A 19,836-nucleotide genomic window follows, 5' to 3' on the forward strand; every position below is an offset into this window, starting at 1 on the left:
GCCGGAGCCTCCGATGCGGACAGCCCCTCAAAACGACGGCGGGTCAGCCACTGTGGGGCCTGCAAATCTTCCGCAGGCCCCACAGTGTAACCGCGCCTAAACGGTAACCGCGCCTAAACGGCAGCCGTCTCCAGGCTTTCCTGACCGGAGATGGCGGCACCCTTGCTGCGGTTCACCATCAGGCCCAGCAAGTCGAAGACGACGGTTGCGGCCGCGAGGGTGGTGATGTCGGCGTGGTCGTAGGCCGGGGCGACTTCGACGACGTCGGCGCCGACAATGTTGATGCCGTTAAGCCCGCGGAGCAAGGCGAGCAGTTCCCGGGAGTGCAGACCACCCATTTCGGGAGTACCCGTCCCCGGTGCATAGGCCGGGTCCAGCACGTCGATGTCGATCGAGACGTAGACGGGGGTATTACCCAAGCGGTCCTTCACACGCTGGACTGCGGCCGGAACACCGATGACATCCAGATCCGAGCAGCGGATGATCTGGAAGCCGAACTCGTGGTCCCGCAGGAAGTCATCACGATCGTAAACCGGGCCACGGATACCCACGTGCATCGACTTGTCCTCGACGAGAAGGCCTTCTTCGAATGCCCGTCGAAAGATAGTTCCATGAGTGATCGACTGGTCGAAGTAGGTGTCCCAGGTGTCCAGGTGTGCGTCGAAGTGGAGCAGTGCCACCGGGCCGTGAACCGTATTCAGCGCCCGCAGCATGGGCAGGGCGATGGTGTGGTCGCCGCCGATGGAGATCAGCTTCTTGTCTTTGCCCAGCAGCGGCAGGGCCTGTTCTTCTATTTCGCGCACGGCTCGGGTGATGTCGTATGGTGTGCAGGCAATGTCGCCGGCATCCACAACCTGAGCTTCGTAGACGGGTTCAACATCGAGTTCCGGGTGGTAGCCCGGGCGCAGCAGGCGGGAGGCCTCGCGGACAGCAGCCGGGCCGAACCGCGCGCCCGGACGGAAAGAGGTTCCGCCGTCGAACGGGACGCCAACGATTGCAATGTCATAGTCCGGAACTCGGTCGATTTGAGGAAGTCGGGCGAAGGTGCCCAGGCCCGCGTAGCGGGGGACCTTGGTTGCGTCGACGGGTCCGATGGGATCGTGGGTGGTCATGACAGGGATCCTTCCGTTGCTTTGCTGTTAGCCGGCTGAACTGGCAATTCTGTGGTGAGTTCCGAAAGCGACTTATTGGCGGTTTCCGGCGCGAGCAGGAAGGTGGCCAGCAGGCCGATCAGGGAGATAACGGCACCGATGAGCAGCGAGCCAGCGGCACCAAAACTGAGAATAGCGACCGGCATCAAATAGGTGCTGGCTGCGGAACCTACGCGGCTGATTGCCGTCCCGAAGCCTACAGCCGTGGCGCGAATCTCTGTGGGGAAGAGTTCGTTGGGGTAGACGACCTCAAGGAAGCTGGAGGCGCCGGAGGCGAACGCAAAGATTGCCAGCGCGATGAAGAGGGGTGCGGCCTGCACGTTCGGAATGAAGGCGGGGATGGCCAAGGCCACCACGATGATGCCGAAACTCCACAGGAGCAGTTTGCGGCGCCCGATTCTTTCGACCAGCCACAGACCGGGAATGCCGCCGACGACGAACAGCATAGAGATCAGGAAGGACCCGCCGTAGAGATTAGCGTCGCCCGTCATACCCATGGACCCTAGTAGGTCCGGTGCGAACGTGTAGACCGCGAAGAGCGGGATGACCTGGGCGGTCCAGAAGATGGATACGAACAGGGTGCGCTTCCAGAACTGGCCCCTGAAGATGTCCATGAACTTACCCTGCTTGGTCGGACCATCGCTGTCCGATGCGACGTCGGCGAGGCCGTACTGCTGACCATAGACCTTCTTGATGACAGCGTCCGCCTCGTCGCGGCGCCCCCGGGAGAGCAGCCAGCGCGGGGATTCTGGGGTCCCGAGGCGGAACAGCAGCGTGATGATGGCGAAGATCGCGGGGCTGGCAAGCAGGACGCGCCACGTGCCAGGTCCCATGTCGCGAAGAAGGTAACCCACTCCGAACGCCGCCGCTGCGCCGATGGCCCACACCACGAAGGTGGCCCCGAGGAGACGTCCGCGGTGCTTCTTGGGCAAGAACTCTGCCAGCAGCGAGGTGGCGATCGGGTAGTCGGCGCCGATGGCCATACCAAGGAGAAAGCGGCAAAGTAACACCTGCCAAACTTCGGTGGCGATGCCGCTGAGCAGGGAGAATACGGCCAGGGCGATTAGGTCGGCGATGTACATGTGGTGGCGGCCGATCTTGTCGGTCAGCCACCCGAAGATAGCACCGCCGAAGAAGATGCCGACCAGGCTCGCGGCACCAATCATGCCGATTTCCACCGTACTCAGGTGTAAGCCAGGGGTCATAGTGATCAACGCGATTCCGATGATCGACAGCGCGTAGCCATCGATGAACGGGCCGCCGGAAGCGAAGAAGGTCAGCTTCTTGTGGAATTTGGTCAGCGGGGCGTCATCAATGAGATTGCTGGTTGCGCTCATGGCAAACCCTCTCGTGAATGCTCTTATCGAGCGGGGAAGTTCAGTCTCTTAATTGTTGGTGACCGGCATCACTCGGTACATGCGAAGATTGCCTACAAATGACAGAGAGACTTATACATACGTATAAGGCCGCCATGGGGGCGGCCTCCGCTTCAAGCACAGGAGACCTCTGAGTGGCTATTGCTGTGGCCGAATTGCTGGCCGAACCCCAACTGGGGTTGACACTTCTTGCTGGGCCGGGAGGGCTGGGCAACCGCGTCACTTGGGCCCATACCTCCGATCTGCCGCGCCTGTGGGAATGGGTCACGGGTGGCGAGATGATGATGACCAACGGCCTGTCGATACCAGCAGACGCCGGGGGGCAGGTTGAACTTGCCGAGGCGCTGGTCAATGCGGGGGCCAGCGCGCTGGCCATCGGAGAACAGATGCATGCCCCTGAGCGATGCCCAGGCGGTGGTGGCGCCGGACGGCGGAAACGGTGACAGCCACCGCTCCGGAAACCATCATGGCCAGGATCCCGGTGGCGTATGCTCCGGCCTGCGCGTTGACATCGGCATGGAAGAGGATGGTGATGCCCACGCTGATTGCGGTGTAGACCAGTACGACGGGCCGCACGGCGCGTCCCCATTCCGGGGCCATCCTGTAGGAAGGTAGGTAACGCGGAACGATGTTGATCAGTCCTGCCATGGCGGAGGCACCGGCGAACCAGAGGATCAGGACGCTGCTGATGTCATAAACGGTGCCGAAGCTGCTGCCCAGGTATTCGTGGGCCAGGTAGGCCAGGGCGCGGCCGCTGGCCTGGCCGCCGTCCTTGAATTCGGCAGGTGGGATCAGCACAGTGGTGATGAAGCTGGTGGTCATCAGGTAAGCGCTCATGATCAGGGCTGCGGTGGTGAGCAGCTTGCGCGTGTTGCGGATCCGCGATGCCAGGCGCTGTTCCGGCGTGTCTCCGCGTGCCGTGATCAGCGGCATCATGCTGACGCCGGTTTCGAAGCCGGACAGGCCCAGGACCAGCAGCGGGAACGCAATGATGGCCGGACCGAGGACGCCGCCGGGTCCGCCGCTGCTCGAGAGCAGCCGATCCGTCCAGCCGTTCAGGAGCCCTGGCCGGGTGAACACTTCGACGAAGCCGACGACGACGATCGCGGCGTTGAGCGCCAGATATACGGCCACCAACGGGATGGCAACCCCGACGGCCTCGTTAAAGCCGAGCAGGAAAACCCCTCCCAGGATGAGCAGCAGCACCACCGTGATCGGTACTGCCGCGCCCCGCAACCCGTTGGGCAACAGAGGATTCTGCAGGATCTGCACGGTGGCATCCGCTCCCGACAAGGTGATGGTGATGATCCAGGAGGTAACCACGAAACCGAGCAGTATCAGGACAAAGAATTTGCCCCGCCAGAACGGCAGCAGCTTTTCCAGCATGGCCACCGAACCCTGGCCGTGGGGGCTCTCCTTGGCCACCCGACGGTACATCGGCAGCATCCCCAGCAACGTCAGCGCCACGATCGGCAGCGTTGCCAAGGGGGACAGTGCGCCGGCCGCCAGAGCCGCGATGCCCGGCAGGTAGGCCAGTGATGAGAAGTAATCGACGCCGGTGAGGCACATGACCTTCCACCAGGCGTTGGGTTTGGCATGGATCTCCTCCGTCTCAGGTCCGACAGGTGCCACGCGGTTGGCCAATAGCCAGCGGGCCAACGGGCTGGAGGAGGCGGGTCGCTTCGGCTGCAGGCTGACCTGGGCCGGCAGGGCGTAATCCGGAGGTGTCTTAGTCATGTTCTTCATTCTGATCTCCCATCAGCCCGGAGAGTAGTGTCAGATTGCCTGGCCGCGTCGTTTCGGGGCGTAGATTCTTGTTGGCAGATCGAAGGACCTGTGGACGGCTCGTACGGCAACGGGAGTGACTCCGCCCACTTAACAAAGGGATCAGATGTCTGACGTTTTATGTTTGGTGCATGACTTCCGGACAGTTGAACACCCAAGCCGGGTCGGCCTCGCTGGCGGTAACCGGGCCGAATGCAACCGGGCCGAATGCATCCGGACCGAACCAAACGGGGCCGAACCAATCGGGGCCGAACCAATCGGGGCCGAAGGCAACAGTCCTGAGAGCAAAACGTGGACGGCTGAGCGCCGGTCCCGACGATGAGCCTTTCGGGGAGACGCTGGAGGAAACGCTGGCACCTGAGCTGCCCGAACACCTTCCCTCTCCTGCCGCGCACGGCTGGCTGCCTGCCACCTTGGGGATCGCCGCCGTCGTACTGATTGGCCTGAACCTGCGTGCCGGAATCGCCAGCGCCGCTGCCCTTTTCCATGACCTGCAGCAGGTTATGGGCTACGGACCCCTGATCGCTGCAGTGCTGCCCTCCATTCCCACGCTCTGCTTCGCCGTTGCCGGTGCCGGAACGTCCTGGCTGGTGAGAGGGCTGGGCGTGGAGAAGGCCATCGCGGTCGCACTGCTGATGCTCACCTCCGGACTGGCCGTCCGCGGCGTCCCCTCGGTTGGCATGCTGCTGGTTGGGACGTTGGTCAGCATGTCCGGGCTGGCCGTCTGCAACGTGGCCATGCCGTCGTTCATCAGGGATCATTACGCGCACAAAACGGCCCTGCTGACGGGGGTGTACACGATCACCATGTCCGCGGGCGCCACCGTCGCGGCCGCTGTCAGTGTGCCGCTGGCACAGCAGCTGCACTCCCCCTCGCTGGGGCTCGCGGCCTGGGCGATTCTGAGCGTGGTCACACTTCTGGCGTTTCTGCCGATGGCTGTAGCGGCCCACCGCAGTCCTGAAACAGGCCCGGGGAAGGTTATTTCGCCATGGTCACTGCTGCGGACCCGTGCTGGCCTGCTGATTACGGCGTTCTTTAGCGTTCAAGGGCTGATTGCCTACTCGCTGATCAGCTGGCTGCCCTATATCCTCACGTCCCGCGGCCTGGATGCCGCTGCCAGCGGGATGCTGCTGGCACTCATGCAGGTCGTCTCGGTTCCCGGCAATGTGCTGCTGCTGACCATGGCCGGCCGACCGCGCCTGCTGCGCCACGCGTTCGTGCTGTCCACCGGTTCGCTGCTCGTGGGGGCGTTTGCCCTGCTCCTGCTTCCGGTCGCCCTGGCCGCGCTACCGGCGGTGCTGTTGGGCTTCGGGCTCGGCGTGTTCCCGCTGGTGCTGGTGGTCATCAGCCGCAGCGGATCATCAACGGCAGAAACGACCGCGATGTCCACGCTGGCCCAATCCGTCGGCTACCTGGTGGCGACGATCGGCCCGCTCGGCATGGGACTGCTGCACGGCGCAACCGGCGACTGGACGCTGCCCTTAATACTGCTGGCGGCCGTGGGGGCACTGCAGGTGGTTTTGGGCTATCTGCTCGCCGGTCCGGCTACGAAACCGGAAGCGAAAAGGACTCCGGCTACGAATAGGACCTCGGCGTGACCCTCTTTCGAAGCCGCCGCCAACCGCTGACCGAAGGAGTCACGGCGACGCTGCGCGAGCGATCAAGGCACCGGCCCATTGACAGGATCTTCCTCAGCAACGTTCTGCAGCAGCAGGACCTCAGCTTCGACGGGTGCAGCGCCGACGGCCACGAATGCCTGCTCGAGGCCATCACAGCGCACGACGAGACGGCGGCCGTCGACAGCGTGGACAGGAACCAAAGTTCCTGCATGGCGTGGCCGCGGAGTTGTTGAGGGCCGGGCTGATGCGGGCACCGGATGGTGCCGCCGCACTAGGACCGGGAAAATTGTAGTGCATTTGTATAATTGACTTATGTCGATCTCCCTCGCCGATCTGCTGGCAACGCCGCAGCTGCACTTAAAAAACCTCGGCGCTGCGCAAGGCACGCTGAAAACCCCGATTCAGTGGGCCGCGGTCACCGAGCTGGAAAACCCCCAGCCGTTCCTCAGCGGCGGTGAACTCGTGCTCACCACGGGCCTCAAAAGCAACACGGCCGCCGCCCAGCGCTCTTTCGTCCGCCAGGTACAGCGGGCCGGCGCCGTCGGCCTCGGTTTTGGCATCGGGCTCGGCCATGACCAGGTCCCCACGGCGCTGATCGCCGAAGCGAACAGATGGGGGCTGCCCGTCGTCGAGGTCCCGTACCGGACTCCGTTTATCGCCATCGGCAAGCTCGTGGCTGACTCGCGCTCGGCCGATCACTACGCCAAGCTCGAGCGGCTGCTGACCCAGCATCAGATTCTGGCCCAGTCGCTGCTCGCCGGCGGCGGCCTGAACGCCCTGTTGGCCAAGCTGGCCGGGATGATCCGCACCGATGCGGTGCTGACCCAGTTCAACAGCGAGCTGTTCAGCACCTGCCCCGGCACCGACGTCGACGACGAAAACTGGCTTCCCGTGGTGCTCGCGACGGGCAAGCGCGACGCCAGCACGCTCTGGCTGCGCAAACCGTTCGATGACGGCGGGATCGTTGACTATGCCAAGGGCCTGATCAGTGTGGAGTTGAACAACCTGGTGCAGCGCCGGCAGACCGCCCGACAGCTGGCCGGCCAGGTGTTCCAAGACATTATCCGCGGCTCCCTCAACGGGCCCGATGCCACGGCCCGGCTGCAAAGCGTGCACGTGAATCCGGCCGCCAAAAACATGGTGCTGCTGGTGCGCGTACCGGCCGGCCGCTCCGACACCCTGGCGGGCATGGCCCTGCCGCAGCCGCTCGAATCCGCGGTGGCCGCCGTGCTCGGCAGCGCGGATCAGCAGGAATTGCTCATCATCTGCCCGACTCACAGCGGCGCCCCGGCCACGCTGGGCACCGCACTCAGCCGGCAGATGACCGACGTCGGCATCAAGGCGCCGGTGGGAATCGGCGGGGCCTATGCCCAGGCCAACGGGCTGCGTTGGAGCTATTTTGAGGCGAAGGAAGCCGCCTCCCGTGGTCTGGCGGTGAATGAACCGGAGCGGCTCAGCCTAACCTCGCTGCTGCTGGCCAGCGAGGACGTGCCGATGACGGATATGGCGACGGAAGCGCTGGCCCCCCTGCTGGCCTTCGACGCCGCGCACGGCGCCGAGCTGGTTAACACGCTGGAAAGCTACCTGCAGCTCAACGGCTCGGTGGCGGCCGTTGCGGAGGCGCTGACCTTGCACCGCAACACCGTCCGGTACCGGCTGACACAGATCTCCGAGCTGACCGGCTACGATCCTGCCGTCACCGCGGACCGGGTTCAGCTCTGGCTGGCGCTGGCCGTGCGGCGGCTCGCCCGGGAGTAACCAGCCAGGGAGTACCTACAGCAGTTCGGCTTTGGCCGTCGTTGCGACCCACTTCGGCATGGCCGTCAGCGCGATGATCAACAAGGTGTCCCAAGGATGGTTCCCAGATCAGGCATCTTTTGCAGCAGCTGCCGCATCAGGATGCAGCCGATTACTCAGCGGCACCACATCCCCCTGGCGGTACAGCAGCGACCGGAGTTCCGATTCCGTGGAATCCGGCCGGCGCGGGTCTATCGTCTCGCCGGAGGTGAAGTGGTCCAGTATCCTCGGGTCAACGTAGCTCTTCCGCGCGATGGTAGGCGTATTTCCGAGCACGCCGGCGGCCTCCTCAATGGCCCGGCTGATCGCCTTTTTGCGGTCCATGACCTTACGCTGCGGACCGGTGCGGGCCAGGCTGGCCGCCGCTGCGGCCGTTCCGCGCAGAGTCCGGAAATCCTTGGCGGTAAAGTCCCCAGCGGTGTGCTCCTTGACGTAAGCGTTGATTTCCGCGCTGGTCACCGGGTGCCAGTGCCGGCCGTCTTTGTAGGCGAGCAGCCGTGCCTTGCCGCCGCGCCGTTTCAGTTCCCGGACCAACACCGCAAGATCCGGATCGGTGATGTCGGAGGTCCATTCCTTGCCGCTCTTGGCGGGGAACTTGAGCCGCAGCCTGTCTCCGTTGACCGCGACATGTGCACAGAGAAGGGTGGCCAGGCCGCGGCTGCCGTTTTCATTCGTATACCGCTCGGAACCGACCCGGAGCGAGCCGCTGTCGAGCATCCGGAAGGCCCCGGCCAGCACCCGGTCCCGGGTCAGACCCAGGCTGCGCAGGTCCATTGTGACGCGGCGACGCGCCACCGGCAGGGACTCTGCCAGCGCCAGCGCGCGGTCGAACTTGACCCTGTCCTTCTGTTCCCGCCACGTGGGATGGTAAATATACTGCCGCCGGCCCACGGAGTCGAGTCCCGTGGCCTGGATATGGCCGTTCTCGTAGGGGGCAATCCACACGTCCGTCCAGGCCGGCGGGATGCCGACGCTTTCCAGCCGATCCCGAACGGTGCCGGACGGCAGCGTTGAGCCGTCGAGGCCGCGGTAGCTGAAACCGCTGCCGGATCTGACCCGCCGGTAGCCCCGTCCGGAGGTATTGCTGCGGCGAAGACTCAAGGACATGCCCCCTTGCCAACGGTGGTCAGCGGACCGGGTCAGCCTTTATCCGGCCGCCGCTTTCGCTTATCGTAAGCCTGCTGACGGGATTTTCCCACGTCCGCAACAGTGGGCGGTCACCGGGCCATCACACTTCGGCCGTCACACTTCGACGGCGGCGCCGCGGGAAACAGTCACCATATCCACGCGCGGCACCACCTTCACCCGCTCGCGCTGCACGCCCCCGTCCAAGGATGCCGCTGCGCCCAGCGCCTTTTCGTGGGCATCCAGCTCCAGCCAGCCGTCCCAACTGGTGTACTGCACCCCGCGCTCATCCAGCAAATCGACGACGGCTTCCGGTTCCGCGTGCACGGCGGCCGGCAGCTGCGCGAGATCCCGCAGCAGGTGTGTCACCGTTTCCAGAGCGTCGCCCTTGGTGTGGCCGATCAGGCCGACGGGTCCCCGCTTGATCCAGCCGGTGGTGTAAACCCCGGGGACCGGCGCGCCGTCGGCGTCCAGCACCCGGCCGCCGTCGTTCTCCACGACACCCCGTACGTGATCGAACTCAACGTCTGCCAGCGCAGACCCGAGGTATCCGACCGAGCGGTACACGGCCTGGACCGGATACTCGATAATTTCTCCGGTACCGCGGGCATCTCCGGTGCCATCCAGCTCGGTCCGTTCGAACCTGATCCCGCTGACCTTGCCATCCGTGCCGATGATCTCCACCGGGCTGTGCAGGAAATGCAGATGCAACCGGCGCGACGCGGTTGATGTAACGGCGGAGACGTCGTCATCCTGGTCGACCAGCCAGTTCGTCAGGGTACCGACCATCGTCTTGATCTGGTTGTTGGTCCGGATCGCTTCATCGGAGGCCGCATCGAACTCGAAATCCTCCGGATAGAGCACGATGTCCACATCCTTGGAATGCGACAGCTCACGCAGCTCCAACGGCGTGAACTTCACCTGCGCCGGCCCGCGCCGCCCGAAAATATGCACATCCGTCACCGGCGAGGCCTGCAGACCCCGGTGGACATTGTCCGGAATCTCCGTCACCAGCAGATCCTCGGCATGTTTTGACAGCATCCGGGCCACATCCAGGGCCACATTGCCATTCCCGATCACGGCAACGTGCTTGGCGGTCAGCGGCCACTCGCGCGGCACATCGGGGTGGCCGTCGTACCAGGAGACGAAGTCCGCGCCGCCGAATGAACCCTCCAGCTCGACCCCGGGAATATTCAGATCCGCGTCCTTGATAGCGCCGGTGGCGAAAATGACGGCGTCGTAATGGGCCTGCAGGTCGGCCAAAGACAGGTCCGTACCGAAATCAACATTGCCGAAGAAGCGGATGTCGCCGCGGTCCAGCACCTTGTGCAGGGCGTTCACGATGCCCTTGATCCGGGGATGATCCGGGGCCACGCCGTAACGGATCAGCCCATAGGGGGCCGGATAGCGGTCGAAGAGGTCGATGCTGACGTGCAGGCCGCCGTTGCGGACTTCTTCGCTCTTGGTCAGGATATCCGCCGCATAGACGCCGGCCGGGCCGGAGCCGATCACGGCCACCCGCAGCGGGCGTCCCTCGGTTCCGACGGATTTTTCGCAGCTGTTTGTTGACACGGTGGTTTCCTTTTCTTCGTGGTGCCCGTCATCGACTGGGCAATTGCTGTCCGTTTGGGCGCCCACAAGCGCGCCTATTGCTCAATCGATGGAAATCTTTGCCTTTGCCAGGGCGACGGCGGCGAGCGGGCTGACGCGGACCACGTCGCCGACGACGATCACGGCCGGGTTCGCGACGCCGGCCGCTTCCGCCTGGTCCGCTATGCCGGCCAGCGTCCCGATCGTCACGCGCTGATCGGCTCCGTAACCGTTCTCGATAATACCGACAGGGCAGTCGGGACCGCGGCCATTGGCGGCCAGGAGCTCCGCGGATCGGCGCAGGGTTCCGACCCCCATCAGCAGCACCACGGTGTGATCGCTGCCCGCGGGTACGTTGGAGAGTTCCTCGTGGCCGCTGATCATGGTGAAGGCCTTGGCCAGACCGCGGTGCGTCACCGGGATCCCCGCCGCGGCCGGGACGGAGACAGCGGAGGTGACGCCGGAGGCCACTTCCACATCAATACCCTGAGCCCGGCAGAACAGCGCTTCCTCCCCACCCCGGCCCAGCACATAGGGATCCCCACCTTTAAGCCGGACCACCCGATGACCGGCTTGGGCCTCGCGGACCAGGATCTCGTTGATCTGCTGCTGCGGAACAAGATGGTGGCCCGGAGCCTTGCCTACCTCGATGACCCGCACCTCGGGATCCAGATCCGCCAACAGGCCGCGTGGCCCCAGCCGGTCCGCCACCACCACATCGGCCTGTGCCAGCAGCCGGCGTCCGCGCACAGTGATCAGCCCCGGATCGCCCGGACCACCGCCGACCAGGGCCACAGATCCGCTGGCCCCTGGTGATGTGCGGTGCCGCCGAAGAGGCAGGTCACCACATTCCAGGGCCACCGCCACCGCGCTGCGCAGCACCGCGGCCCGACGTGGATCTCCGCCGGCGCTGATGGCGATCTTCACATCGTCCACCTCGGCAACGGCAGGGGTCCAGGCGGCAGACGCTTCATGATCGGAGGCATTGACGCACCAGATCCGCTGCGCCTCGGCGTCGGCCGCGACCAGCGAATCCACCTCCGCGACACCGGTGGCGGTCTGCACAAACCAGACCCCGTCCAGATCACCGGCAAGATAGCCCCGTTCGCGCCACCGCACCAGCCCGGCGTCGGCCAGTGCCCTGACCCCGCCCTCCGCCTCCGGTGCCACCACAGTGACCAGCGCGCCGGCGTCGAGCAGTCCCTTGGCGCGGCGCGCGGCAACCGGTCCGGCACCCACCACCAACACGGGGCGGCCCAGCAGCCGCAGCGAGATGGGGTATATGTCTTGAACAGCCATGGAAACACCTTAAGGAGAGAAATTCGGCGGAGCCAAAGAGTGCGAAACACCCGTTCACGCGGCGTCACGCGGGGACATACCGGCGGGCCGGCAGAACGGCAGAACGGCAGAACACGAGCGGGCGGCACATCAGGTGGCGGCCAGCAGTCCCCTTCCGCGCAGCAGCCGGCGTTCCAACGGCGCGAAAATCAGCAGTTCCACGGCGATCCCGACAATAAGAATCAGCAAAATGGCGCTCATGACGACGGCCATGTCGGACAGGTCCCGTCCCTGCTGCAGCAACGAGCCCAGCCCAAAGCCCATGGATCCGCCCATCGCAATGATCTCCGCGGCCATCAGCGAGCGCCAGGAGAAGGCCCAGCCCTGCTTCAGCCCGGCCAGGTAGCCCGGCAGCGCCGCCGGCAGTACAATCTGCACCGCCATCGCCCAGCGCCCAGCCCCGAGCACCTGCCCCATCCGGCGGTACTGCGGCGGAATCTGGTCCACCCCCGCGATCAGCCCGTTAATGATGGACGGCACCGCTCCCATCAGCAAGACAAAGTAGACGGTGGCATCGGAGAGTCCAAACCAGATGATCGCGGCGGGCACCCAGGCCACGGACGGCAGCACCTGCAGCCCGGAAATCAGTGGCCCCAGCGCCGTGCGCAGCGGCCGCACCTGGGCTATCAACAGCCCGATCGGCGTGGCGATCAGCGCGCTGGCCACGAAGCCGATGAACCCACGCTGTACGCTTGTCCACACCGCGCCCTGCAGCTTGCCGTCGCCCCACAGCGCCGACAGCGATGCGGCCACATCCAGCGGACCGGGCACCAGATCCGCGCGTTTGTGGCCCAGCATGATGTAGAGCTGCCAGAGCAGGACCAGAACGACGACGGCGCCAAGCGGCGCGAGGATTTTGGTCAGGTTCAGCGACGGACGGGGCGGCAGCTCGGACTGCAACGCATCCAGCCCGGCCTCGACCTCGCTCACCGAGTGCCCTCCGCCGATCGAGTCTGGGGCCGCACCAGCAGGGTTTTCGGGCCACCCCTGCGGGGGCAGGGAACCGGCGGCGAGCAGGACCTCTTGTTCAGCGGACATGGCGGCTGATCTCCTTGCGCAGTTCGGCGGTGATTTCCGCCGCCAGGGTGGCGGCCTCTTCCGGCGCTTTCTGTTTGGCGGACACCGTCCATTCCCGAACCACTCGGCCCGGACGCGAGGACATCAACAGCACCCGCTGGCCCAGCCGGACCGCTTCGCGGACATTGTGGGTGACAAAAACGATGGTCCGGCCGGTCCCGCGCCAGATGCGCTCCAACTCGTCGTGCAGCAGGTCCCGGGTGATGGCATCGAGCGCCGCAAATGGTTCATCCATCAGCAGCACATGCCGGTCCTGCGCCAGCGAACGGGCCAGCGCAACACGCTGGCGCATGCCACCGGAAAGCTCATGTGGGCGCTTGTGCCCGGAGCCGGCCAAATGCACCAGCTCCAGCAGTTCCTCCGCCCGCCTCCCCAGTTCAGCCTTCGGAACCCCGCGCAGCCGCAGCGCCAGTTCAATGTTTCCGCGCGCGCTCAGCCACGGGAACAGCGTCGCATCCTGGAACATGAAGGCGGCGCCGTCAGCCGGGAGCTCCATGGAACCCGCAGTGGGAGGCTGCAGACCGGCCACCAGGTTCAGCAACGTCGACTTCCCGCATCCCGACGCACCCAGCAGCGCGACGAATTCCCCGGGCCGGATCACCAGATTGACGTCGTCGAGCACCGGCGCGCCCGCGCCGAAGCGTTTCCCCACTCCGCATAATTCAATCACCACTCCCGGATCAACCGGGATCCGTACGTCGTCGTTCCCGCCCCGGCCCCCTACCAGAGGCTGAACCGGCGCCGCCGTCACTGGCTGCCCAAACCCGCGGCGGAGACGGCCGGCAGACCGGCATCTCTGAGCACCGCGTTCAGCGGGCCCAGATTCACCATGCCGCCGAGGTCCGCGCTCTTGGTCGTGCCGGCGTCGACCCCGTCCTGCAGCAGTTTGCGGTACGTTCCGGCCAACGGATCGTCGGTAAAGCTCAGACCGGACAGGGACCGGGACAGCACGTCAGCTGGCAGGGCGGAGCCCGCAGCCGTCGTCAATCCGGCATTGATCACCTCGGCGGCCGCGGCGGGATTCTGCCGCAGCCACTGCACCGACTCCACGTGCCCCTTCAGCAGCGCCCGGACAGTCTCCGGATGCTGATCCAGGAAATTCTTGTTCACGACAAGAATCGTCGTCGGGAACTGGCCCGGCTTCGCCGTCAGCGAGCCGTCCCACAGATCCTTCTCATCCACCAGCACCGTGGCCCCGGCCTGGAGCACCAGACGCGACGCCCAGGGCTCAGGCAACCATGCGCCGTCGAGCTTTCCATCCTGGAACAGCTTCAGCGCCGCGGCGTTGTCCGTCGGATTGATGGTCACTGCGTCCGGCGCTCCTGCGTCAGCCTGTCCGGATTTCAGGCCCTGCCTTCCAAGCCAGGAGCGCAGCGCCACGTCCTGGGTTCCGCCCAGCTGCGGGGTGGCCAGAACTTTGCCCTTGAGGTCTGCGGCGGTCCGGATTGACGGCTTGACCACCAGCTGCGCCCCGCCTGACGCCGCGCCGGCAATGACGCGAAGCGACTCGCCCCTGCTCTTGACAAAGGAATTGATGGCCGGGTTCGGGCCCAGATACGCGGCATCGATGGCCCCGGCATTGAGCGCCTCCACCGCCGCCGGCCCGGCGTTAAACACCTGGGTGCTCAGCTTCGTGGCGCCCAAGTCCTTTTGGAAGAATCCCTGCTGCAGCCCGATCAGCGCGGGAGCATGCGTCACGTTGCCGAAGTAACCCAGCTTCAGGGTGGCCGCCGGCGTGGTCACTGCGGCGGTGGGTGCCGGCGCATTTTTCTGTGTCACGGAGGCGACGGCGGCACCGGCGCCGATCAGCAGCACCAGCGCCGCAAGGAGGGAAATTTCAAGCCCTCGACGCCGGCGCTTGGGTGCGTCGCCAGCGACGATTCTAATGGTGGCCGGCTTCTCAGGAATGGTCATGGACTCACCCTAGAGTCGCCCGAAGCCCCGCTCAATGGCGCGGAAACCCGGGGTCATCTACGTTCATGTGGCGTCACACGAAGCTCGCCGTCGTTGCGGTCACCGATTTTCGACTGCGAATCTTTGCGCCAGATGCTCCGCGCGGATATAGATGGCTGCCGAGGGCACGGTCTTGCCGCTCAAATAGGTGGAGAGGCGGGACTGGGATGTACCCAGGTTTCGCGCAAACTCGAATCGGGACATGCCCGCCTTGGCTAGGAAATCCGAGAGCCTTCCGGCCACTTCTGAGACTTCCTCCGCAGCTGCTCGTTCCCTGACCAGCTTCATGCCGGCCCGAAGCATGCCGGCAGTACCCGGGTCCTCAATGGCTTCGATTACTTGGACCATTTCGCGTGCCACTTCGCAATACGGGTTACGCCGCACGGCTGCCATAATGCGCCGCCAATGCGTAATGTCCCCAAGCTCCGCCGCTGTCAAGAGCCCCTCGAAACCCCAATCTTCTACTGGACTGTCCGGCGTGACGTTCAGATTGCGAAATTTAAGCTCCGTCACGATTCCTCCTCACCACTGACCATTTGCGCCGAAAGTTGTTGACAGAGATTCACCGTCTCTTGCCAATCGAGCCAACGAGCGGACAGCCCCTTGTATCCTTCCAGCCGCGTTGTTGTCCCAGAGTCGTTGGGCAGCGGATGCCCCAACTGTCGAGCCACCTGGGAAGAAACGGCGGCACCGTCATGCGCCTGATCCGCGTAATACTCGTCCATCCCGGAGAGGACGAGCGCGGCACGCTCCAGGCCGACATGATCTGCAAGAGCTGCAACGTCCAAGTAGTTACGGGTCTGGTTGCGCTTCGTGATGAGGAACGCTTTGATTCGCAAGGTCTCCTCGGACGTCGGGACCATGACAGTGTTCCTAATCGTCAACTGAACTTCTGCAACTTCCAAGGGGCGGAGCCGGATCAGTTGACGCAGCCCAGTTTCAATTCCGCCCAATTCCCCCAGGATGATCTTCCCGTACGTCAACCTATTCACGGCCCAGCCGTCATCGGACTCAAGGGCTTCCAAAACGAGGTCGAAATTAGCGCGCAGCTCCCGGAGATCGTAGTCATGATCATAAGACGCCCTGTGCCCGGCATAGAGCGCCGCTGCGCTTCCGCCCACCAGAACAGCATCGGGAACCAAACGCTGGAGTCTCGACGCGGATTCCAAGACTTCTTGAAGCTCCGGCTGGAGATCCTTGCGCGCAGGGAACCGCCCTATTGGCTCCTGCCAATCTCGATCATTGGATGGCACCACGTCCTAAATTTTATCAAATGTGATAAGTATTTTCGAGAAGGAACTTACAGCTTCCGTGCCTATCGAAGCTGTCCCGGGGCGCTTCCATCGCGCACTAAACTGGCTCAAGTGATCACAGGTGAAATCAAGTCTCAGGTGGACAGGGTCTGGAATACGTTCTGGACCGGCGGAATCTCGAACCCAATCGAGGTCATCGAGCAGATCACGTACCTCCTCTTCCTGAAGCGGCTCGACGAAACGCAGACTCGCGAGGAAAAGCGGGCCAATCGCAGCGGCACGGCAATCCACAATCCCGTCTTCCCTCCCGGCAACGATGTGTTCGGCCGCAGCTACCAGGAGCTGCGCTGGTCAAAGTTCAAGGACCTGGACAATGACGTGATGTTCAAGCTCTTCAATGAGAGCATCTTCCCCTTCCTCCGCGAGGAGCTGCCCAAGCAAAGCAATGGCGAAGAATCCAGCTACGCCCAGCATCTGAAGGGCGCCCGCTTCACCATTCCCAGCGCACACGTCCTGGGCAGCGTGGTTGACATCATCGACGAGATGGACATGACCGGCAAGGACACCAAAGGTGACCTGTATGAGTACATGCTCTCCAAGCTCTCCTCCGCCGGCACCAACGGACAGTTCCGGACCCCGCGCCACATCATCAAGCTGATGGTTGATATGCAGGCACCCAAACCGCTAGAAACCATCTGCGACCCGGCATCGGGCACCTGCGGATTCCTGATCAGCGCCGCCGAGCACCTGCGGGCGCACAACGAGACCCTGCTAACCAACCCGGAAACCGCACATTTCTTCCACCACGAGCAGTTCCACGGCTTCGACTTCGACGCCACCATGCTCCGCATCGGAGCCATGAACCTGCTCCTGCACGGCGTCGAAAACCCGGAGGTCACCTACCGTGATTCGCTGGCAAACCTGCATGCCAGCGAGGAAGAGAAGTACCACCTGATCCTGGCCAATCCCCCGTTCGCCGGCAGCCTGGATTACGACAACGTAGCCAAGGACCTGCTGAGCCCGGTCAAAACTAAAAAGACCGAGCTCCTGTTCCTCATTCTGTTCCTCCGGCTACTCAAACCCGGTGGCCGCGCGGCGGTCATCGTTCCGGACGGCGTGCTCTTCGGCTCCAGCAAGGCCCACAAGGAACTGCGCCGGATGATCGTTGACGGCCACAAGCTGGACGCCGTGGTCAAACTCCCCTCCGGCGTCTTCAAGCCCTACGCCGGGGTCTCAACCGCCATTCTGTTCTTCACCAAAACCAATTCCGGCGGTACGGACAACGTCTGGTTCTACGACGTGAAGTCCGACGGCTTCAGCCTGGACGACAAGCGCACGCCGCTTGGCTCTTCTGACCTGGACGACGTCCGGGCCCGCTGGGGAAAACGTACGACGACGGAACTCACCAGGGCGCGCACCGACCAGTCCTTCTTCGTCCCCCGCGAAGAGATCGAAGCCAACGGGTACGACCTGTCGCTGAACCGGTACAAAGAGATCGAATACGACGACGTCGATCACAAGGCTCCGGAGGAGATCCTCGCCGACCTGGATGCCCTCGAAGCCGAGATCACCGCTGGCATGGCAGAGCTGCGGGAGCTGCTGAAGTGAATCGGGTCCGGTTGGCGGATGTTGCCCAAATCAATCCGAAATGGAATCTGGCAGCTCACAGCGATGATCCCATTTCGTTCGTCGGGATGGCTCAATTGAGCGATGTTCATGGTTGCGTCATGTCCGAGGACACGCGAAAAGTCGGGGACGTGCGAACCGGCTTCACCCCTTTCGAACGAGGGGACCTCCTCGTAGCCAAAATAACGCCATGCTTTGAAAACGGCAAGATCGGACGGGCAACTATCGGCAACCGATGGGGCGCCGGATCAACAGAATTCCATGTTGTGCGTGCGAACGCCGCCTTGGATCCAGCATATGCGCTGCACTTCCTGCGCCGGAAGGAGTTCCGCTCAGCCGGGAAACTGAGGATGACGGGCAGCGGGGGCCAGCAAAGGGTGCCAGCGAGTTACGTCTCAGAAGTTAAAATCCCGCTCCCGCCCCTCGAAGAGCAGCGCCGGATCGCCGCCGTCCTGGACAAGGCCGACCAGCTCCGCGCCCAGCGCCGCCAAGCCCTCGCCCACCTCGACGCCCTCACCCAATCCATTTTTGATGACTTGGTAAAAGGCTCTTCCTCTTGGCCCAGTGTCAGCATGGAGTCACTTGCAGCACCAACCAAATCATCCATCCGAACGGGACCTTTTGGCAGCCAGCTCCTGACCAGCGAATTTACGGACGAGGGGATTGCCGTTCTCGGGATCGACAATGCTGTGCAAAACAGCTTCCAGTGGAAGCAACGGCGCTTCATTTCTGAAGAGAAATATGGGCAGTTGAAGCGCTACACTGTCCATCCGGGCGATCTGATCGTTACCATCATGGGGACGTTGGGACGAGCCGCTGTCATTCCTGACGCCATTCCTACGGCGATCAATACAAAGCACCTGTGTTGTATTACCCTCAACCGAACGCTGGCCGTGCCCGAATATATTCATGCGTACTTCTTGCAGCATCCAAAAGCGAGCCGGCACCTTCGGCAGACTACGAAGGGTTCCATCATGGGTGGTCTGAACATGGGAATCATCAAATCCATGCCTATCTCCCTGCCCCCGGTGAAACTTCAGCAGACCTTCGCGATGCGAGTTGCCGCCGTCGAGCATCTGAAAGACCAGCACCGCACCGAGCTCGCCGAGCTGGACACCCTCTTCGCCTCCCTGCAGAACCGCGCATTCGAAGGAGAACTGTGACTACCGAATCCCTGGCTTCAGACACTCAAGCTCTGGTTTCCGATGGCATCCCGCCGTGGCAGGACTTCATGATTCCAGTGCTCAAGGTGCTGTCCGACGGGAAACCTCGCAAGCGGCGTGAACTCATAATTGAAGTTCAGGATGTGCTTGGTATCTTGGACGAACAGCGCTCGGTTCTTCTGAACTCAGGCCAGTCAAAGGTGGAAAACCGGGTCGGCTGGGCGATCTCTGACTTGACGACGGCCGGGGCCATTTATCGTCCGGTCCGGGGTATATCCGAGATCACGGATCTTGGTCGTACCCTCCTTGCAAAGTACCTAGGCGGCCTCAACCGTTCGGATCTTGAAACCATCGATGTCTACCGCAACCACCAGCCGCGTCGCCGGCCTGAGACAGCCCCAAGAGCGGCCAACGCCCTCGAGGCGGCTGAGGATATATTGTCTCCGCTGGAACAGATCGAAGCGGGCATGAACCTGCTCCATGCCGAGGTCAGCAGCACTCTCATCGAACGCTTGCGGGCCAGTGATCCCGCGTTCTTTGAGCAGGCCGTCGTCGACCTATTGCTCAAGATGGGCTACGGCGGTGCCGAGCAGCGCGGCAGACGCATTGGCGGAACCGGGGACGGAGGCGTTGACGGTGTCATCGACCAAGATGCGCTCGGTCTGGATCAGGTCTACGTCCAAGCTAAGCGTTACGGCAAAGGCAACAATGTAGGGAGGGAAGCGATTCAGTCGTTCGTGGGTGCCCTGCACGGCATCGGCGCCACCCGCGGCGTTTTCATCACGACCAGCACGTTTACCAGTGGCGCCCGAGAGTACGCGAATGCGGTTCAGTCGCGGGTAATTCTGATCGACGAGAGCCGACTGACGGCCCTGATGATCAAGTACCGAGTCGGTGTCCAAGTGAAGCAATGCTACGAGGTCGTCGAACTGGATGAAGACTTCTTCGAATAATGCTGCTTCGGACTGACCTTGTCACTGTGC

The 19,836-nt window shown here is 63.6% G+C and carries 17 protein-coding genes and 1 pseudogene; 7 read left to right on the forward strand and 11 right to left on the reverse strand.

The features are described 5' to 3' along the window. Positions 1-113: 113 nt before the first annotated feature. Both speB and QMG52_RS02735 read right to left on the reverse strand, forming a co-directional pair. The gene (gene speB, locus QMG52_RS02730; protein ID WP_283558906.1) at positions 114-1,112 is read right to left on the reverse strand and encodes an agmatinase; all 999 of its coding nucleotides are present in this window, start codon (positions 1,110-1,112) and stop codon (positions 114-116) included. Continuing rightward, complete coding sequence (locus QMG52_RS02735) at positions 1,109-2,488, reverse strand: MFS transporter (RefSeq protein WP_283558907.1); 1,380 nt, start codon at positions 2,486-2,488, stop codon at positions 1,109-1,111. The genes speB and QMG52_RS02735 overlap by 4 nt, the downstream gene beginning before the upstream one ends. Before the next feature lie 173 nt (positions 2,489-2,661). Between QMG52_RS02735 and QMG52_RS02740 the strand changes: the two are divergent. Next, a pseudogene (locus QMG52_RS02740) lies at positions 2,662-2,925 on the forward strand (PucR family transcriptional regulator ligand-binding domain-containing protein); the annotation flags it as partial. Here QMG52_RS02740 and QMG52_RS02745 read toward each other — a convergent pair. Beyond that, positions 2,876-4,264: an APC family permease gene (locus tag QMG52_RS02745; RefSeq protein ID WP_502920434.1), complete on the reverse strand. Its 1,389-nt coding sequence runs from the start codon at positions 4,262-4,264 to the stop codon at positions 2,876-2,878. The pseudogene QMG52_RS02740 and the gene QMG52_RS02745 overlap by 50 nt on opposite strands. Positions 4,265-4,443: 179 nt before the next feature. Between QMG52_RS02745 and QMG52_RS02750 the strand changes: the two genes are divergently transcribed. The 3 genes from QMG52_RS02750 (at position 4,444) to QMG52_RS02760 (ending at position 7,689) form a co-directional block, all read left to right on the forward strand. Further along, on the forward strand, positions 4,444-5,910 hold the full coding sequence (locus QMG52_RS02750) for an MFS transporter (RefSeq protein WP_283558908.1): 1,467 nt from the start codon (positions 4,444-4,446) through the stop codon (positions 5,908-5,910). Further along, entirely contained in the window at positions 5,907-6,164 is a 258-nt protein-coding gene (locus QMG52_RS02755; protein ID WP_283558909.1) for a hypothetical protein, read from the forward strand. The genes QMG52_RS02750 and QMG52_RS02755 overlap by 4 nt, the downstream gene beginning before the upstream one ends. Positions 6,165-6,243: 79 nt before the next feature. Next, positions 6,244-7,689 (forward strand): PucR family transcriptional regulator, encoded by a 1,446-nt coding sequence (locus QMG52_RS02760; RefSeq protein ID WP_283558910.1) that lies wholly within the window; start codon positions 6,244-6,246, stop codon positions 7,687-7,689. A 108-nt stretch (positions 7,690-7,797) separates the two neighbouring features. On the opposite strand, the gene QMG52_RS02765 is transcribed toward QMG52_RS02760, so the two are convergent. The 8 genes from QMG52_RS02765 to QMG52_RS02800 all read right to left on the reverse strand — a co-directional run bounded on the left by QMG52_RS02765 (position 7,798) and on the right by QMG52_RS02800 (position 16,067). Continuing rightward, positions 7,798-8,829 (reverse strand): DNA topoisomerase IB, encoded by a 1,032-nt coding sequence (locus QMG52_RS02765; RefSeq protein ID WP_283559067.1) that lies wholly within the window; start codon positions 8,827-8,829, stop codon positions 7,798-7,800. 141 nt (positions 8,830-8,970) lie between these two features. After that, positions 8,971-10,425: an FAD-dependent oxidoreductase gene (locus QMG52_RS02770; RefSeq protein WP_283558911.1), complete on the reverse strand. Its 1,455-nt coding sequence runs from the start codon at positions 10,423-10,425 to the stop codon at positions 8,971-8,973. Between the two features lie 81 nt (positions 10,426-10,506). Further along, the gene (cobA, locus tag QMG52_RS02775) at positions 10,507-11,742 is read right to left on the reverse strand and encodes a uroporphyrinogen-III C-methyltransferase (RefSeq protein WP_283558912.1); all 1,236 of its coding nucleotides are present in this window, start codon (positions 11,740-11,742) and stop codon (positions 10,507-10,509) included. Between the two features lie 129 nt (positions 11,743-11,871). Beyond that, positions 11,872-12,819: an ABC transporter permease gene (locus QMG52_RS02780; RefSeq protein ID WP_283558913.1), complete on the reverse strand. Its 948-nt coding sequence runs from the start codon at positions 12,817-12,819 to the stop codon at positions 11,872-11,874. Beyond that, positions 12,809-13,531 (reverse strand): ABC transporter ATP-binding protein, encoded by a 723-nt coding sequence (locus tag QMG52_RS02785; protein WP_283558914.1) that lies wholly within the window; start codon positions 13,529-13,531, stop codon positions 12,809-12,811. Before QMG52_RS02785 ends, QMG52_RS02780 begins: the two co-directional genes overlap by 11 nt. A 74-nt stretch (positions 13,532-13,605) precedes the next feature. Continuing rightward, positions 13,606-14,772, reverse strand: a complete 1,167-nt coding sequence (locus QMG52_RS02790; RefSeq protein WP_283558915.1) for an ABC transporter substrate-binding protein — start codon at positions 14,770-14,772, stop codon at positions 13,606-13,608. A 99-nt stretch (positions 14,773-14,871) separates the two neighbouring features. Further along, positions 14,872-15,324, reverse strand: coding sequence for a helix-turn-helix domain-containing protein (locus QMG52_RS02795; protein WP_283558916.1), 453 nt, complete (start codon positions 15,322-15,324; stop codon positions 14,872-14,874). Then, positions 15,321-16,067, reverse strand: a complete 747-nt coding sequence (locus tag QMG52_RS02800) for a hypothetical protein (RefSeq protein WP_283558917.1) — start codon at positions 16,065-16,067, stop codon at positions 15,321-15,323. The genes QMG52_RS02795 and QMG52_RS02800 overlap by 4 nt, the downstream gene beginning before the upstream one ends. 108 nt (positions 16,068-16,175) lie before the next feature. Between QMG52_RS02800 and QMG52_RS02805 the strand changes: the two genes are divergently transcribed. From QMG52_RS02805 to QMG52_RS02815, 3 genes are read left to right on the forward strand one after another with little or no spacing between them, the layout of a single operon-like run. Further along, complete coding sequence (locus tag QMG52_RS02805; protein WP_283558918.1) at positions 16,176-17,672, forward strand: type I restriction-modification system subunit M; 1,497 nt, start codon at positions 16,176-16,178, stop codon at positions 17,670-17,672. Positions 17,673-17,683: 11 nt separating this feature from the next. Further along, entirely contained in the window at positions 17,684-18,853 is a 1,170-nt protein-coding gene (locus QMG52_RS02810) for a restriction endonuclease subunit S (protein ID WP_283558919.1), read from the forward strand. Further along, positions 18,850-19,806: a restriction endonuclease gene (locus QMG52_RS02815; protein WP_283558920.1), complete on the forward strand. Its 957-nt coding sequence runs from the start codon at positions 18,850-18,852 to the stop codon at positions 19,804-19,806. The genes QMG52_RS02810 and QMG52_RS02815 overlap by 4 nt, the downstream gene beginning before the upstream one ends. The last annotated feature ends 30 nt before the right edge of the window (positions 19,807-19,836 follow it).

The organism is Paenarthrobacter sp. PH39-S1 (genome assembly GCF_030063245.1).
Taxonomy (GTDB): domain Bacteria; phylum Actinomycetota; class Actinomycetes; order Actinomycetales; family Micrococcaceae; genus Arthrobacter_M.

Excerpts from the sequence above, each read along its gene's own strand:
- QMG52_RS02745 (WP_502920434.1), bottom strand. The coding sequence starts at position 4,264 with ATGACTAAGACACCTCCGGATTACGCCCTGCCGGCCCAGGTCAGCCTG.
- QMG52_RS02760 (WP_283558910.1), top strand. The coding sequence starts at position 6,244 with ATGTCGATCTCCCTCGCCGATCTGCTGGCAACGCCGCAGCTGCACTTA.
- QMG52_RS02790 (WP_283558915.1), bottom strand. The coding sequence starts at position 14,772 with ATGACCATTCCTGAGAAGCCGGCCACCATTAGAATCGTCGCTGGCGAC.
- cobA (WP_283558912.1), bottom strand. The coding sequence starts at position 11,742 with ATGGCTGTTCAAGACATATACCCCATCTCGCTGCGGCTGCTGGGCCGC.
- QMG52_RS02750 (WP_283558908.1), top strand. The coding sequence starts at position 4,444 with ATGACTTCCGGACAGTTGAACACCCAAGCCGGGTCGGCCTCGCTGGCG.
- QMG52_RS02780 (WP_283558913.1), bottom strand. The coding sequence starts at position 12,819 with ATGTCCGCTGAACAAGAGGTCCTGCTCGCCGCCGGTTCCCTGCCCCCG.
- speB (WP_283558906.1), bottom strand. The coding sequence starts at position 1,112 with ATGACCACCCACGATCCCATCGGACCCGTCGACGCAACCAAGGTCCCC.
- QMG52_RS02735 (WP_283558907.1), bottom strand. The coding sequence starts at position 2,488 with ATGAGCGCAACCAGCAATCTCATTGATGACGCCCCGCTGACCAAATTC.